The sequence below is a fragment of the Bifidobacterium ruminantium DSM 6489 genome (genome assembly GCF_000770925.1).
GTDB classification, from domain to species: Bacteria; Actinomycetota; Actinomycetes; order Actinomycetales; family Bifidobacteriaceae; genus Bifidobacterium; species Bifidobacterium ruminantium.
Map to the genome: position 1 here is coordinate 14,866 of NZ_JDTK01000014.1, position 15,894 is coordinate 30,759.

11 protein-coding genes are annotated in these 15,894 nt (G+C 61.3%); 1 reads left to right on the forward strand and 10 read right to left on the reverse strand.

Annotated elements, in window-relative coordinates; all coding sequences use genetic code 11:
- The 5 genes from OU26_RS06455 to OU26_RS06475 all read right to left on the reverse strand — a co-directional run bounded on the left by OU26_RS06455 (position 1) and on the right by OU26_RS06475 (position 6,917).
- Positions 1-1,425, reverse strand: a complete 1,425-nt coding sequence (locus OU26_RS06455; protein WP_026646621.1) for an ABC transporter permease — start codon at positions 1,423-1,425, stop codon at positions 1-3.
- A 42-nt stretch (positions 1,426-1,467) separates the two neighbouring features.
- A complete protein-coding gene (locus OU26_RS06460) occupies positions 1,468-2,841 on the reverse strand; it encodes an ABC transporter permease (protein ID WP_026646622.1) in 1,374 nt (457 codons plus the stop codon).
- Positions 2,842-2,862: 21 nt separating this feature from the next.
- On the reverse strand, positions 2,863-4,134 hold the full coding sequence (locus OU26_RS06465) for a DUF2318 domain-containing protein (protein WP_026646623.1): 1,272 nt from the start codon (positions 4,132-4,134) through the stop codon (positions 2,863-2,865).
- Positions 4,135-4,366: 232 nt separating this feature from the next.
- On the reverse strand, positions 4,367-5,035 hold the full coding sequence (locus OU26_RS06470; protein ID WP_026646624.1) for an iron transporter: 669 nt from the start codon (positions 5,033-5,035) through the stop codon (positions 4,367-4,369).
- 73 nt (positions 5,036-5,108) lie between these two features.
- Positions 5,109-6,917 carry an FTR1 family iron permease gene (locus OU26_RS06475; protein ID WP_051592936.1) on the reverse strand — a complete coding sequence of 603 codons (1,809 nt, stop codon included), beginning with the start codon at positions 6,915-6,917 and terminating at the stop codon, positions 5,109-5,111.
- A 1,114-nt stretch (positions 6,918-8,031) separates the two neighbouring features.
- On the opposite strand from OU26_RS06475, the gene OU26_RS06485 reads away from it, so the two are divergent.
- On the forward strand, positions 8,032-9,054 hold the full coding sequence (locus OU26_RS06485; RefSeq protein ID WP_026646626.1) for an FAD:protein FMN transferase: 1,023 nt from the start codon (positions 8,032-8,034) through the stop codon (positions 9,052-9,054).
- 13 nt (positions 9,055-9,067) lie between these two features.
- Here OU26_RS06485 and OU26_RS06490 read toward each other — a convergent pair whose 3' ends face one another.
- From OU26_RS06490 to OU26_RS06510, 5 genes are all read right to left on the reverse strand, one after another.
- Positions 9,068-10,048 (reverse strand): aldo/keto reductase, encoded by a 981-nt coding sequence (locus tag OU26_RS06490; protein ID WP_026646627.1) that lies wholly within the window; start codon positions 10,046-10,048, stop codon positions 9,068-9,070.
- 170 nt (positions 10,049-10,218) lie between these two features.
- Positions 10,219-12,054 carry an ABC transporter ATP-binding protein gene (locus tag OU26_RS06495; RefSeq protein ID WP_026646628.1) on the reverse strand — a complete coding sequence of 612 codons (1,836 nt, stop codon included), beginning with the start codon at positions 12,052-12,054 and terminating at the stop codon, positions 10,219-10,221.
- Positions 12,055-12,064: 10 nt separating this feature from the next.
- A complete protein-coding gene (locus tag OU26_RS06500; protein ID WP_026646629.1) occupies positions 12,065-13,834 on the reverse strand; it encodes an ABC transporter ATP-binding protein in 1,770 nt (589 codons plus the stop codon).
- A gap of 126 nt (positions 13,835-13,960) precedes the next feature.
- Positions 13,961-14,452 carry a MarR family winged helix-turn-helix transcriptional regulator gene (locus tag OU26_RS06505; RefSeq protein WP_026646630.1) on the reverse strand — a complete coding sequence of 164 codons (492 nt, stop codon included), beginning with the start codon at positions 14,450-14,452 and terminating at the stop codon, positions 13,961-13,963.
- Positions 14,453-14,635: 183 nt separating this feature from the next.
- Complete coding sequence (locus tag OU26_RS06510; protein WP_026646631.1) at positions 14,636-15,604, reverse strand: aldo/keto reductase; 969 nt, start codon at positions 15,602-15,604, stop codon at positions 14,636-14,638.
- Positions 15,605-15,894 lie beyond the last annotated feature (290 nt).

The following is a 15,894-nucleotide window of genomic DNA, read 5'->3' on the forward strand; positions in this document are numbered from 1 at the left end:
TTATTCCTCCCTCAGAACGATGGCGGGGTCGATGCGGGTCGCGCGGCGGACCGGCGGAATGGAAGCGATGACGGCGATGAGCATGCTCAGCATCAGCGATGCGATGCCCAACAGCCAATTGAAGCCGAACGCGCGGTCGAATACGGTGACGCACAGGATGCGGGCGAGCGCGTAGCCGATGGCAGTGCCGAACAAGCCGCCGATCAGGCCGTAGATGGCGGATTCCACGGTGAATTCGGCGCCGATGGCCCGCGATGAGGCACCGAGCGCCTTGCGCAGGCCGATTTCGTTGCGTCGCTGGCTCACGATGGAACTGATGGTGGTGCCCACGCCGACGAGCGTCAGCACAAGCACCACGAGCGAAACGATCCAGAACAGCGTCTGCAGCATGGCGATGATGCGGGTGTCGGACGAGGTGATTCTGGTGACGGTCTGCGCCTTCACCGCGCTGTTCGAATTGCGGTTGATGCCGTCGACGATGGCATTCAGGTCATCGCCCATGGCGTTCACCGAGTATTCGACCACGTCGGCGCCGCGCTTGGAGCCGGCGAGTTTGGCCACATCCGCGGTCGTCGCGTAGATGATGGAGTCCTCGTTGCCGCCGGTGTCGACGATTCCCGATACGCGGAATTCGGTGCCGTCGGTGTCCATGATGTCAGACGAGACGCGGCCGTTTTCCGTGGCATGGGTGCCCGTTTCCGCGCTACGAGAAGCTGCGTCCGCTTCTCCTGCGCCTTGGGCACCCGTGCCCGTGTCTTCCGTATCTTCCGTACCATCCGTGCCTTCCGCACTCTGAGCGTCCGATTCTGCAGAATCGGACATCTGGGATCCGTTTTGGGCACTCTTCGTGTCCGATTCTCCAGAATCGGACATTCGCGGGTCGGATTTGGAGCTTTGTTTGTCCGATTCTGCAGAATCGGACGTTTGGGCATCGGAGGAACGGTAGGCGATGGTGACGCGACTGCCGACCTTCACGCCGAGCGCGTCGGCCACGTCCCGGCCGACCATCACGTTGCCCGCGCTGGACCAATCGCCCGTCACGTTCCAATGGCGGTTGAGCGCCCTGACGGATTTCGCATCCACGCCGGCGATGGTGTACGGCGCGGAGTTGACGCGCACGCTTTCATACCGATATGCGGCCGATTTCGCGCTGTGTCCGGCCGTTACGAGCGATGTCACGGCACGCATGGTCGTACTGTCGATGCCTTGCGATTTTCCCGAGGCGGCTGACGGCGTGACGATCAGGTTCGCGCCGTATTCGCGCATTTCCTCATTCATCTGCCGTGGCACCGCGACGCATACGGACGCGAGGCAGAACAGCGTGGCCGCGCCGACCAGCGACGCGATCACGGCCATCATCGCCCGCGAACGGCGACGGAACACCGCGCCCCACAGCATGGTGAAGAACATCCTGCGATTCGTCATCACACACCCCCTACGAAATTCGTCCCCAGCTTCAGCTTCAACTCACCGTCCATGAAGCACCTCCGCCGGCTTAAGCCCCAAAATCGCCCGGATCGACGACAGCGAGGCGACCAGGATGGTGACGGCGAGCAGCACGAACACCAGCACGAACACCATCGGCCGCATGGTGATGCCGGAGCCGAACACCACGTGTCCCACGATCTGCGCCACACCGGAGCCAAGCAACGCGCCCACGATCGCGCCAGCCAGCGCAACCACCGCCGTTTCGGCGAGCATCAGACGCGAAACCGCACCGTCCGTAGCGCCGATCGCCTTCAGCAACGCCAATTCCGAGCCACGCTCGCCAATCGAGGCGGCCATGAGGTTGGCCACGGCGATAGCGGCCGCGACCAGCGACAGCACGGTCATAAGTACCATCACCGCCTGCGTCTTGTTCAGCACGTCGCCCTGCAACGCGGCCACCTGGCGCACCTGCTTGGCCACCGCCCCCGGCAGCACCTCCTCGATCTGGTAGGCGATCGACGAGGGATACGCCGTGCAGTACCAGGTCTCCCACTCGTCCTGCGTGAGCGCGGCCGGGTTCTTCGACGCCTTGCGCGCGAGGTCGTTGTCGGGCGTGGTGAGCGCCTTGACCTCGATCTTGTCGACGGAATCAGGCAGGTTCGCGAGCGTCTGCGCCATGATAGACGGCATGTAGATGGCGTTGTCGTCCGAATCGCCGGAATCGAATATGCCGACGATCTTCACTTTCACGCGATTCCGCTCGGTGCCATTTCCGTCGGATGCGGCGATCGTTTTGTCAAGCGTGACGCTGTCGCCGATCTTCAGGCCGAGTTTCGCGGCGACCGCGCTGCCGGCCATCGCCTGCTCGCCGCCGTCCTTCGGCCATGTTCCGCTGACCTTCCACCACGATCGCATGCCATCCACGCCGACCACAGTGGATTCGCCGGAATCCATGTGCAGGGTTTTGGCGAACCAAGTGCCCACAACCGGCACATTCGCGGCCTTACAGCTGCCTTGCGACGTGCCGGAGCAGCCAGCGTCGGCGTGGATGTTCAGCTCGGGCGCGAAGTTGGTGATGTTGAACGCCCAGAAGATGGTCTTGATCTTCTTCGCGTCAGATTCCTTCAAAAACGACGTCGGGTCGGAGGAGGACCCGGAAGCCGTGGAGGTCGCCGAAGACGTTCCGGAATCGCCCGAACCGTACAGATCGCTCACCACCGCGTCGGATTTCGGCTGAACGATGATGTTCGAGCCGTACGTGGACAGTTCCGCGTTGAGTTTGTCGCCCACGTCGAACACCACGCCGAGCATGGCCACGCTGACGGTGGCGGACAGGCATACGGTGACGGCGATGAGCAGCCGTCGCTTGAACTGCCGGCTGAACGAACGGAAGATCATATTCAGGAAGAACATGGGATTCGGCTCTCCTTTCGCTCACTGGAAGTGGCTCGACAGCGCGTCGAGCGCGGACGTTTGGATGACGATTTTGCCAGGTTTAATCTGGTAGTCGAAGGGGATGGGGTTGCAGCCGCCTTTGAAGCCGATGGTGGCGAGGTTGATGGCCACATCGCACTTCTTGCAGATGATTTTGCCGTCCTTCTCGTAGTAGCCGGCGTCGCCGCAGTTGTCGCACGCGTCAAGGCCGACGCCGTACGCGCCGCCGTTCTTCTTGATGATGATGAAGCGCATGACGGTGCCGTCCTTCGCCTTGTATTGGAAGCGATGCAGATGGCCGTCGGAAACCTGGCTGAATTTGATGGTGGCCACGCCGTCGGCGAGCGAATACTCCTCCGGCGGGGAAAGGGTGACGACTTTCTGCGTCTGTGCGACGCCGTACGTCAGGGCCACGGTGACGCCGATCATGGCAACGAGGCTGAACGCTCCGGCCGCTTTCGCACGGCGGCGGAAGGCGATGTGCGTGCGCGCGATGGCTTCGTTGGCGCCGGTGGGCTTGACTTTGAAGCCCATGACGATGCTGGCGATTGCGGGGATGACGAACACCAGCGCCATGGCGATGGTCATGTCCCGCTGATGGTTGATGCCCCATACAAGCGCCAGGAAGGCGGCGGTCGGGAAGCTGACGATGCGTTTGGATTGGAGGATCTGCGCAAGGTCGGTGAAATGCTGTGCGAACAACAGAGCGACCAGCAGCAGCACCGCCGTGGTGAACGACCAGCGTACGGCGGTGGAACGCATTGTACGGAATATCAGCGCCGCGATGATCGCGACGGCGGCGCCCAGCGCGAAGCCGAGCGCGCGCAGCAGCATGTCGGAAGTGAAGATCGGATCGCCGGGCTCGACGAAAATCGTCAATCGCAGAATCACGTCGGGCAGCGCGCGGAAGGTGGTGGCGGCGATCGCCAGCGCGGCCACGAGATTCGCAACGTCCAGCAATGCGCGGTGGCGATGCCAGTCGGTAGTGATGCGACGGGCGAGGATGACGACGACGAACACGGCCACGTCGAAGACGACGCAGCACCACAAGGTCGGATAGTTGACGAACGTGCGCTGCGTGATGACGGCCGTGGCACGCAAGGCGGCGAAGACGATGGCACCGGCGAATCCGACAACGAAGCCGGCCAGTCTCCAATACGCGCTCAACGGCTTATCCCGTCCCTCACCGACGGTGAGCATGACGTTCAGTGCCATGACGAGCAGAGCGGGCGCCAACACGCCCTGCAACACCGTCACAAACTGCAGCAGCATCCCAAAATCCTTTCGTCCCTCCCCAACCCGAGGAGTTCCCAATCATCCCTCCCCCAAAATCGAGGAGTTCCCAGCCTTTCCACCCTGCAATCGCAAGGAATAAGTCGCTCCCTTAAAACGCGAGAGAGCGGCCGCGCCGTATGTTGCTCGACCGTAAGCTTGGCCGAACGGCCTTGAGTGTGTCGAGCAACATATGGCGCGGCCGCGAACGGCAACCATTACAAGGAGCGAATCACCATTCCTGCGGCGTGTAGTTCCAGTCCGGGAAGGTGACCTCGATCGGTTCCGTCCAGAAGCGTCCCTTCACACCCGTCTCCGGATCGACGTGCAGCATCCAGCCCTTCTTCTCCGGGGATTCGATCTTCAGCACGAGCTTGTAGGCACCGGCCTTGTCGAGCTTGACGTTGGCACCGTAGTGCGGGCCGTCGGAAGCGTTCATCTGCATGAAAGTGCCGGAGCCGACGGACTTGTTGGAGGTCTTGTCGATGATGTCGTAGTTGACGGTGAGGTCCGGCACGAAGTCGCCCTTGCCGTAGCCGAGTTCGGTGCCCTTCTTGTTGGCGTGGATGTCGGCTTCGAGGTGGAAGCTCGCATCGGCGGCCTTGAGGCCCATGCCGGACGGTTCCATGTCGATGGGCTGGAAGTACACGGCGTTGACGGTCAGCGGGCCGACTTCCTGGTCGGAATGCTTCTCGTCGACCTGGATCTCCTCGAATCCGGCGCCGGAATCGTCGGAACTGGAATCGTCGGCGGCCTTGGTGTCCTTCGCCGTGTCCGACGTGGACGTGCTGGACTTGTCCGACGAGGCGGCGTTGTCGGAGCCGCCGCATGCGGACAGGGAGAAGGCCATGGAGCCGGCCAGCAGGACGCCGAGCAGAGCGGCGATCTTCTTATTCTTCATTTCTCTTTCCTTCTGTGTTGTCGGATGGTGAGGAAAAATTTTGGAAATATGTTGCGATTGCGAATCGCCATTGTCAGGCGTGCGCCGCGCCCGTATCGCCCGTATCGGCCGCCGTACGCAGTCTGCGTTTGCGCGCGAAGCCGACGATGAACAGCGCTATCACTGCGATGGCGGCGATGGCTTGGGCGGCAAGGCATTCGACGTACGGATACAGGCCGATCCAGTCGTTCGTCGGTACGCTCGACAGATAGTGGCCGTCGATGAGGTCGCCTTCGATGAGCGCATGGATGCCGCCACCGGCGAAGATGACCACGAGCACGGCCATCAGGATCGAGGTGACGAGGAAGAACAGGCCGATGGGGATCTTCACGGAGGTGAAGCGCAGCACGAGGAAGATGATCAGCAGCACTACGGCCGCGGCGATGCCGCCGATCCACATGCCTTGCGAATCCTGGCTCATGGAGTAGATGGATTCGTAGAAGATCACGGTTTCGGCGCCTTCACGGAATACTGCGAGGAAGCTCAGCATGGCGAGCGAGACGACCATGCCCAGGCTCACGCCTTCGCCAGCCGCCACCTTGCCTTGCGCGTCGGCCACGGCGGACTCGGTTTTGGTGCGGATGTAGCGGTTCCAGGCTTCCACGGAGCTCTTGTTGAGCATCCAGTTGCTGGTCCACAGCAGCATGAGCATGGCGATGAGCGCGCATACGCCTTCGGAGATTTCCTGGATCGGACCGGAGCCGCCGAACAGGAAGGTGAAGAGCACGGCAATCAGTCCGGAGCCGGCGAGTCCGGCGAGCACGCCGAGATAAATCCACTTGGTGAAACGCTGGTTGCCGGATTTGACGAGGTAGGCCACGACGGCGGCCACGACCAGCAGCGCTTCGAGACCTTCGCGGATGAGGATGAGGAACGCCTGCCCGGCAGAGCTGGTGACGGCTTTGGTGAAGCCGTTGACGTTGCCGGACGCGCCACCGTCGAGGGTGGCGGCGTCTTCGACGAGCCAGCTCTTAAGGTCGTCGACGAGTTTCTTAATCTGCTTCTGGGATCCGCCGTCACGCATGGTCTTGCGGGTCATTTTGAACTGGTATTCGACTTGAGAGACGCGGTTGCCGGAGATGGCGTTCATGACGTTCTTTTCGAAGCCGAGCTTTTCGTAGTACTGGTAGTACGCGTTGTTGACGAGGCTGGAGCCTTCTGCACCCTTGCCGGAGACGGCGGCCTTGTACGCCTTGTCGAGGATGACGTTCATTTCCTTGGCCACGTCGCTCCACGTGCGGTCGCCTTTGCCTTTGGAGGAGTTCTTCTTGGCGGCGTCGAGCTTCTTGCGCTCGGCAGCGGTCTGCTCGGCGCGCTGCTTCGCGTACGTTTTCGGATTGGCGAGGTTCGCGTTGCCGTCGAGCGTCTGCGCAGTCGAGGCGAGGTCGGCGTTCAGCGTGGCGATTTTGCCGGAGATGGCGTCACCCTGCCCCTGCTGGTAGGCGATCCCTTCCAAGTCGGTGAACTGCTTGAGCAGTTCGGCCTGTTTGTCGGCGGAGATGGTGTCGTTGACGGCCTTCGAGAAGTTGGACGCGTCGTAGCCGATCCAATGCGCGGTCTGGAAGTCGGTGCCGGCCTGGCCGTAGTTGCCGTCACGGTAATCCCGTTCGGCGGTGTCGAGCTGTTCGGCGATGTTGTCCGCCACGGCGGTCCAGGAATCGAAATCCGTCTGGCTGTCATCGGCGGCGGACGCCTGCCGCGGCATCGCGGTGCCGGCGAACAGCGTGGCGAGCGCGATCATCAGCGCGGCGACGAGCGTGACGAGACGGCCGGAAGCCGAGACGCGCGAATCGCACGAATCGTAGGAACCGGCTGCGTGGCGCTGCGCGACGCGAGATGACATGGGTCGAACCTTTCTTCCGCAAATCTTTTCGGCGCGCTTTTCCCCGACGTGCCCGACGTACGAAGCGCGCATCGGAAGCCAAGATAGAACGAAACTTTTTTGAATCACAGTCTTGATTTTTGATTGGTCTTGTTGTATCGCGCATGGAAAAACGTCGGAATTCCGCCGTTTTTATTTTTCCCGTCTTCCGCGTGTCGTCTCACATTGTGACGCTCACCGCCGTTCCGCAACACCCCCGTCCGCCCGAAACGTGAAGCGAACTCCATGCCAAAGCGTCGGTTTGTATAATCGCGACTTGTATAGTCACGATTAGTATAATCGTAACTATACAAAGCTACGGGGGTATCAAAATAAGGCGATGCCTCATGCCACACCCACGAAAAAACATCTCGCTTATGAGTGGCGGATTTGGCAGGGTGACAGTTGGTATCTCACTTATAGATGGCGGCCCCTTTGCGAGATACAAGGGTTAGAGGGGCGAAAAGATGCCCCCTAGGTTCGTTTCTCCGCCGAGACCCGCCATCTATAAGCGAGATAGCACCGGGCGAGCCCCGGAATCCGCCATCTATAAGCGAGATACACGTCTCAATTGGCTCAACCGTTTCAATCACCCAACAGCCAATCAATGGCATTGACAATGCGGATACCATCCTCGGTGACGCCCGCGCTGAACTGGTCAAGCGTGATGACCATGCGGGGAAATGCGTCGGACAGCTCCCGTCTGCGCGTCTGCTCCTCCAGAAAATGTGAAGTATACTTTACATTTTCTGAATTTTAAGGCCGAATGTGAAGTATACTTTACGTTTTTCGTCAACAGTAAGCTCACTGCTCCAGCATGGCGAGCACCTTACGCTCGTTGTAGAAGGCGAAACCCGCTATGTGTGGCAGATTCCCGCATGTGCGGAAAGTGATATGCGCTATGTGTGGCAGATTCCCTTGGGCGAACGCGCTTAGAGGGTATCATTCCCACCCCCTAAGCATGAGCTTCGCCGAGACAAATGCCACATATAGCGCAAATCATTTTCGCGGACACCAGGAATCTGCCACATATAGCGCATATCAGGTTGCCCAGGCACGAACTCCGCCAAGCCGGGCACGCGCTAGCATCGTGGGTATGGATTCCCTCGCACCGCTCGCGCATCGCATGCCGTACACCGCCGCGTTCCCCAAGGCGCTCGGCACGGGGCTGCTGATTTCGACGCCTCGCCCAATCGCCCTGGAACTGTGCGCCGAAATAGGACGATTCATCGACGAATACGAGCATGTGCTTTCGCGATTCCGCGCCGATTCACTGGTTGCGCGCATTGGCAACGCCGAGCACGGCGGGCATTTCGATTTTCCCGATTGGGCCGGTCCGCTGTTCGATTTGTACGACGCGCTGCACACCGCCACGCGCGGCGCGATCGACCCGTGCGTGGGCGAGGATCTGATTCTCCTCGGCTACGATCCCGCGTTGAGTTTCACCGTTGAAGCCGGCGCCGGCGAGTGCCTGGGCGCGCTGCACGGTCGGGCCGTATGGGGTCGGGATGTGGTTCGTTCGGGTGGTACGACGTTGGTCACGCGCGGCCCGGTTCATATGGATTTCGGCGCGTGCGGCAAAGGCTATCTGGTTGATTCGCTGGGCGGATTGCTCACCGATTCGGCCAAGGCGCCCGGCTCCGCGCATCAGCCCGCCACCTCGGGCGGCAAGCGCAAAAGCGCCGGCCCGGAATTTGTGATCGATGCGGGCGGCGATCTGCTGGTGCGCACGAACAAGCCGATTCGTGTGGCGCTTGAGGATCCGGACGATCCGTCCCGCGCGGTTGGCGTCGCGCGGATCAGCGATGGCGCGTTCTGCGCGAGCGCGCCCAGCCGTCGCCATTGGGAGGTGGCGGTCAGCGAGCAAACGCATCTGGCGATCCACCACCTGCTCAACGCCATCGACGGCCTGCCCGTGCAGCAGACGGAGGCCACCTGGGTTGCGGTGCGATCCGCGTCGTTTGGCGGCTATCCGACTGCGGTGGCGGACGGGTTGGCTACGGCGCTGTTCGTTGCGGATCCGAACGAGCTGAGCAGCACTTTCGCTTTCGATTGCGCCACGTTGGACGTCGACCGTCACGCCACCATCAGTGCCGGTTTCCCCGGCCGCTTCTTCTGATTTCCAACAGAACTCACGGAATGAGGTTGCCGGCGGCCACGTACAGGTCCCACCAATCCTGCTTGTCGAGGTCGATGTCCGCGCCGTCGAGCATTTCGCCCAGTCGGGTGGGGTTCATCGAGCCGAGCACGATCTGAATCTTCGCCGGATGCCTGAGCACCCATGCGGTGGCGATGGCGTTGGCGCTCACACCGTACTTGGCGGCCTTTTCGTCCAGCGCCTTGTTCAACTCCGGGAAGTGCTCGTTGCCTACGAACGGGACGTATTCCGTGCCGGACTGGAACGGGCTCCATGCCTGGATGGTCATGTGGCGCAGTCGCGAGTAGGACAGCAGTCCGTCCGAATGGTTGACCACGACCATGCCTTCGGCGCCGGAATTGGTCATCAGCTCGTCGCTGACCATCTGCGCGTGCATCAGACCGAACTGCAGCTGGTTCGCCTCGAGCCTCATGGCCGGGTCGTCTCCGAGCCAGGATTGCAGCAGTTCCGCCTGCCACGGGTTCACGTTGCTCACGCCGAAGTGACGCACTTTGCCCGCCTTGTGCAGGGTAGTGAACGCTTCGACGATCTCCTCGGCCTCCATCAGAGTGTCAGGCCTGTGCAGGAGCGCGAAGTCCACGTAATCGGTGCCGAGCGCCTCCAGTTCCTCGTCGAGTCGCGTGATGAGGTGCTTCGCGGAGAAGTCGTAGCGGGTGGCGTGCACGTTGTTCGAGTCGCTGAAGTCGATGTTGATGCCGAACTTCGTCTGCAGGAAGATGTCCTCGCGCTTGAGCCCGGCGTCCTTCCACGCGCGGCCGAGCACACGCGAGCTGGCATGGTCGCGGTTGACGTTGAATCCGTAGATGTCCGCCGTGTCGAAGAAATTGACTCCATGCTCGGCGGCCGTGCGCACGACTTCCGCCGCCGCGTCCGCGTCCAGCGCGTCCATGCGCATCACGCCTAACGCCGCTTGCGATGCGACCACTGCCGATTTGCCGATTTCGATGCTTTTCATGACCGCCCACTTTCTTTGTGATTTTCAAATACGTCAATCGATTGACGTCAGTCACCTCAATGGTAAATCCGCCGTCCCGTCAGCGCAACACAATAAAAATGCCGAAGCCAAAACGCAAAAATCCGGAGGGGTGGTCCCTCCGGATTTTTTAGCGAGTCAGTACGCCAACCTCACTCGGCCAGCGTGAACTGGCTGTTGTAGATGTCGGCGTAGAAGCCGGACTTCGCGAGCAGCTCCTCATGGGTGCCGCGCTCGACGATATCGCCGCCGTTCATCACCAGAATCATGTCGGCGTCGCGGACGGTGGACAGGCGGTGCGCGATCACGAAGCTCGTGCGCCCCACGGTCAGCGCGTCCATGGCCTTCTGAATCAGTTCTTCGGTACGCGTATCGACCGAGGAGGTGGCTTCGTCAAGGATCAGGATCGGCGCGTCCTCCACCATGGCGCGAGCGATGGTGAGCAGCTGCTTCTGCCCCTGCGACAGCGAGGTCTTGTCGTCCAGCACGGTGTCATAACCGTCCGGCAGCGACATGATGTAATGGTGCAGGCCAACGGCCTTGCAAGCGGCCACAATCTGCTCGTCGGTGACGCCGGACTTCGAATACGCGATGTTTTCACGCACTGTTCCACGGAACACCCACGTGTCCTGCAGCACCATGGAGAACTGGTCGTGCACGTTCCAGCGCGGCACGGACTTGGTATCCACGCCGTCGATCGAAATCGAACCGCCGGAAATCTCGTAGAAGCGCATCAGCAGGTTCACCATCGTGGTCTTGCCGGCACCGGTCGGGCCGACGATGGCGATCTTCTGGCCGGACTTCACAGAGGCCGAGAAGTCGTTGATGATCGTCTTGTCCGGATCGTAGCCGAAACGCACATGGCTGAATTCCACGTCGCCGCGCACCGGCTGCGGCTTGCCGTCCGCGTCAACGCCGAGCAACGCCCGCTTGCCGGATTCGTCGGCCAGTTCCGGCTCGTCAAGGAAGCCGAACACGCGCTCGGAGGCAGCCGCGCAACGCTGCAGGTTCTGGAAGGCCTGCGCGAACTGGGAGAGCGGCTGGGTAAACAGGCGGATGTACATCATGAACGCCACGATCACGCCGAATTCGATCTTGCCATCCATGGCGAGCGCCGCGCCCACCACGCACACGACCACGTAGCCGAAATTGCCGATGAAGTTCATCAGCGGCATCATCAGGCCGGACAGGAACTGGCTCTTCCAGCCGGAAACGTACAGGTCGTTGTTGTACTTTTCGAAGCGCTTGATGGAGTCCTCTTCGCCGCAATATGCCTTGACCACGGTGTGGCCGGAGTACATCTCCTCCACGTGCCCGTTCACGTCGCCGAGCGCGATCTGCTGCTGGGCGAAGTATTTCTGCGAGACCTTCATGATCAGGCCCATCACGATCAGGCCGAGCAGTGCGGAACCGATGGCGCACAGCGTCATGATCACGTTGTTGTAGAACATCATGATCAGTGCGCCGAAGAACAGCGTGACGGACGTGATCAGCGAGCCGAGCGACTGGCCGAGCGTCTGGCCGATCGCGTCGACATCGTTGGTGATACGGCTCAGCACGTCGCCGTAGCTGGTTTTGTCGAAGTACTTGAGCGGCAGCCTGTTGATCTTCACGTTGATCGCCTCGCGCAGCTGCTGCGCGGTGCGCTGTGTCACGCTCGCCATCAGCCAGCTTTGCACGTAGCACAGCACCGCATAGCCCACGTACAGTGCGACCAGCAGCCAGGCGATACGGTTCACCGCGTCGAAATCGATCGAGCGCATCACCGGCTTGCCGTGCACGATGGCCGGCAGGCCCTTGGTGATCTCGTTGGTCATGTCTTTGAGCTTGTCCGGGCCGATGATCTGGCAGACGGTACCCGCCGCGCCCAGAATCAGCGAGAGGACAATCACCGGAATGTACCGGCGGCAGAAGCGCATCAGCTTCTTCATCGCACCGCCGAAATCCTGCGGTTTTTCAACGGGTCCGCGCCTGCGGCCATGCCCCATGCCTGCCATGTCAGCGGCCTCCCTTCAGTTCGTTTTCGCTCAGCTGCGACTGCGCGATCTGGCGGTACACTTCGCAGTTGTCCATAAGTTCCTTGTGCGTGCCCTGGCCGACCACCTTGCCGTCGTCCAGCACGATGATGCGATCGGCGTTCATGATCGTGCCGATGCGCTGGGCGACGATCAGCTTGGTGGAGTCCTTCGCTTCCCGTTCGAGCGCGTCGCGCACGGCACGGTCGGTTTTGAAGTCGAGCGCGGAGAAGGAGTCGTCGAAGATCAGGATTTCCGGGTGGCGGTAGACGGCGCGCGCGATGGACAGGCGCTGCTTCTGGCCGCCGGACACGTTGGAGCCGCCTTGCGCGATGGAGGATTCGTAGGCGTTATCCTTCTTGGCGATGAACTCGGTGGCCTGGGCCACCTCGCATGCCTGGCGCACGTCGGCCATATCGGCATCCGCCCCGCCCGACTTATCGCCGTAGCTCACGTTGCTGGCTATCGTGCCCTTGAACAGGAACGATTGCTGCGGCACGTAGCCGATCTTGTCGCGCAACGCCTTGAGCGTGTAGTCGCGCACATCCACGCCGTCGACCAGCACCTCGCCCTGCGTGGCGTCGTAGAATCGCGGCACGAGGTTGATCAGCGAGGATTTGCCGGAACCGGTGGAACCGATGAATGCCACGGTCTGGCCCTTCTTGGCGCTGAAGCTGATGCCTTCGAGCATGGCCTCGCGCGAATCCGGATAAGTGAAGCTCACATTGCGGAATTCGATTTCGCCGCTTCTGCCCGGCTTGCCTTCGGTGTGAGTGCCATCGGTGACGAGCGGTTCGGTATCGATCACTTCGAGCACACGCTGTGCGGACACGTCGGCACGCGGCCAGAGCACGAACACCATGCTCAGCAGCAGAAAGCTCATGATCACTTGCACGGAGTAGCTGGAGAACACCACCATGTTGGAGAAGGTGGTGAGCTTGTCGGTCAGGTCGGCGGCGTCGATCAGGTAGGCGCCGATCCAGTAGACGGCCAGCATCAGGCCGTTCATGACGGTGTTCATCAACGGCATCATGATGGCCATGGAACGGTTGGTGAACAGCTGTGTGTCGGTAAGTTCCTTGTTGGCCTTGGTGAACTTGGCTTCCTGGTAGCCCTCGGCGTTGTAGGCGCGGACCACGCGCAGGCCGGTGAGGTTCTCGCGCGCCACCAGGTTGATGTTGTCGGTCAGGCGCTGCATGGCCTTGAACTTCGGCATGACGAAGTGCATGATCACGGCGATGACCGCCAGCAGTACGACCACGGCGACGCCGGTGGCGAACGTCCATTCGAAGCCCTTGCCGGCGATCTTGCACACGGCCCACACGGCCATGATCGGCGCCTTGACGATCATCATCAGACCCATGGTGATGAACATCTGGATCTGCGTGATGTCGTTGGTGGAGCGGGTGATCAGCGATGCGGTGGAGAATCGGCTCATTTCGGCCGGGCCGAAGCTTTCCACCTTCTTGAATTCGAGCGAGCGCAGGCGCTGGCTGAACGAGGCACCCACGCGTGCGGCGATGTAGCCGGTGACGACGGCGCACGCCGCGGAGCCGAGCGAGACGAGCAGCATCTTGCCGCCCGCCACCCAGATGTCGTGCATCTTGCTGCCGGGGGTTTCGACGAGCTGCGTGATGTCGGCCATATAATCCGGCAGGGTCAGGTCAAGCCAGATCTGACCGACGATGCTGACCAGCGCGACGAGCATCTGACCGATCTCCGCTTTGGAGAGGTATCGTACGATGCGAAGCATGCTTGGTTCCTTCTCTTGTTTTGTGTTTTGCTTGTTTTCTTACGATTAGTTTTCGCGATTTTTCGCGGTTTTTGCGATTACTGGATTGCGATTACTTACACTGTGAATTATTTACAGCGTAAGATACTACGCGTCTTCCTGTGCGTTTCCTGAGAACGCGGCTTTGACCTCGTCCGCCGTGGGGCGCGGTTTGCCGGGCATGCACAGCGACATGTACGTGGTGAATTCCTCGGTGAGCTCAACGAATTCGCGCGCGCGGCGCTCCCCCATCTGCGAGAAGATCCAGCAGATCGCCTCGCGCATGCTTTCGCGCTGCCGTTCGGCGCGTTCCCTGCCGGCTTTGGTGAGGTTCACGTGCACCACACGGCGATCGTCGGGGTCGGATTCGCGTGTGATCTGGCCTTTTTTCTCCAACGCGGACAGCAGTGTGGACACGCGTCCGGTGGTGGTTTTCATTGAAGAGGCGAGCTGCGATGGCGTCAGCGGGCCTTTCCTATAGAGTTCCTGCACGGCGAAGGGTTCGCCCTTCGCGCCTTTCACCATCTCCTGCTGCATGCGCGAGCGTTTGTCCCATGTGTTGGTCGCCAATTCGTGGAACAGTTCCTCTTCAAAGCCCACGCGGCACCTCCTTCCGTCGCAATCGCCGTCATAATATTTTACAGTGTAAACATTTTACAGTGTAAGTTATTCCCAGGGCGATTTTGCAGCGAGCAAGCTACAGAAGGCACGAAAAAGGCCGCGGCCCGAATCGCGATTATTGTGCGGAATCGGGCGCGGCCAATCGTACGTATTGCGCGGAATTCAGCCGCGACGGGCGTCGACGGAGGCGTTCAGCATCGCCATCTCATCCTGCGTGAGCGTCAGTTCGGTGGCGGCGAAGGAATCGTTGATTTCCTGCGGATTGCGGGCGCTGGGGATGGTGAACAACCGCTCGTAGCGGCTCAGTTCCCAGGCGAGCACCACGCGCTGGTAGGAGCAGCCGTGGTTGCCGGCGACCGTACGGAACGGGTCGTACGCGCGCTGGTCGAACACGTCGAGGAAGCCGCCGAGGGGGCTCCAGCACACGAACGCGAGTCCAAGTTCCGCGCAGTGCTCCATCGTATGCTCAGGGTCGGGGTGCGAGGGCGAGAACTGGTTCTGCACGGCGATCAGCTTGTCGCCGAGAATCTCGCGGGCGATGTCGATCTGCGCGTTGTCCACGCGGGAAATGCCCGCGTACCGGATCACGCCCTCGTCAAGCAGCTGCTTCAGCGCGCCGACCTGGTCCTCATAAGCCACTTCCGGGTCCGGTCCGTGCGAGTACAGCAGGTCCAGCGCGTCCACGCCGAGGTGCGCGGCCGACTCCTTTGCGTCGCAGATCATCGTTTCCGGACGCGAATCCGCCATCCACCCGTACTGGCTGCCCACAGCCTGCAAATGCTGGCGTTCCGGCTCGTTTTCGGCAACGTTCGGCGCCTCCATGGTGCGGCGATAGCCGGTTTTGGTTGCAATCAGCACTTCGTCGCGCGGACCGTCCCAGCTGGCGAGCGCGTCGCGCACCATTTTTTCGCCGTAGCCCAGGTCTTCGGCGGTGCCGGTGCCGGGTTGGCTTGGCAGGTAATACGACCAGGCGGTGTCCAGATATCGCACGCCCGCGTCCAAGCCGGCGTGAATCGTGCGGATCGCCGTATCGCGGTCCGGGCGGCCCTCAATCGCCAACGCCATCGTGCCCATGCCGAGCCGTGGAATCGCAAATCCCGCCAATTCGCCCATGTTTCGTGCGGTCGTCATAACCGTCTCCCTTCCGTCGCCACATCCGTCGCTACAAAATCCGCCACCCATTCTTGCACAAAACAGCGCGGAGCGGGTTGTCGGGCGGGTGCGGGAAGATGAGGGCACAACCGAACGGGAGCCGAAAGGCTGAGAGGGAGCTCGACGAGCTTCGACCGAGGACTTGATGCGGGTAATGCCGCCGTAAGGAGACGGGTTGTTCGCGCCGCCAAGGCGCATCTCAATCTTCCGTTCGCGATAACCGAATATCGCGTGATTAGGGTCACGGAGGGGCGCACCACCTCATAGGG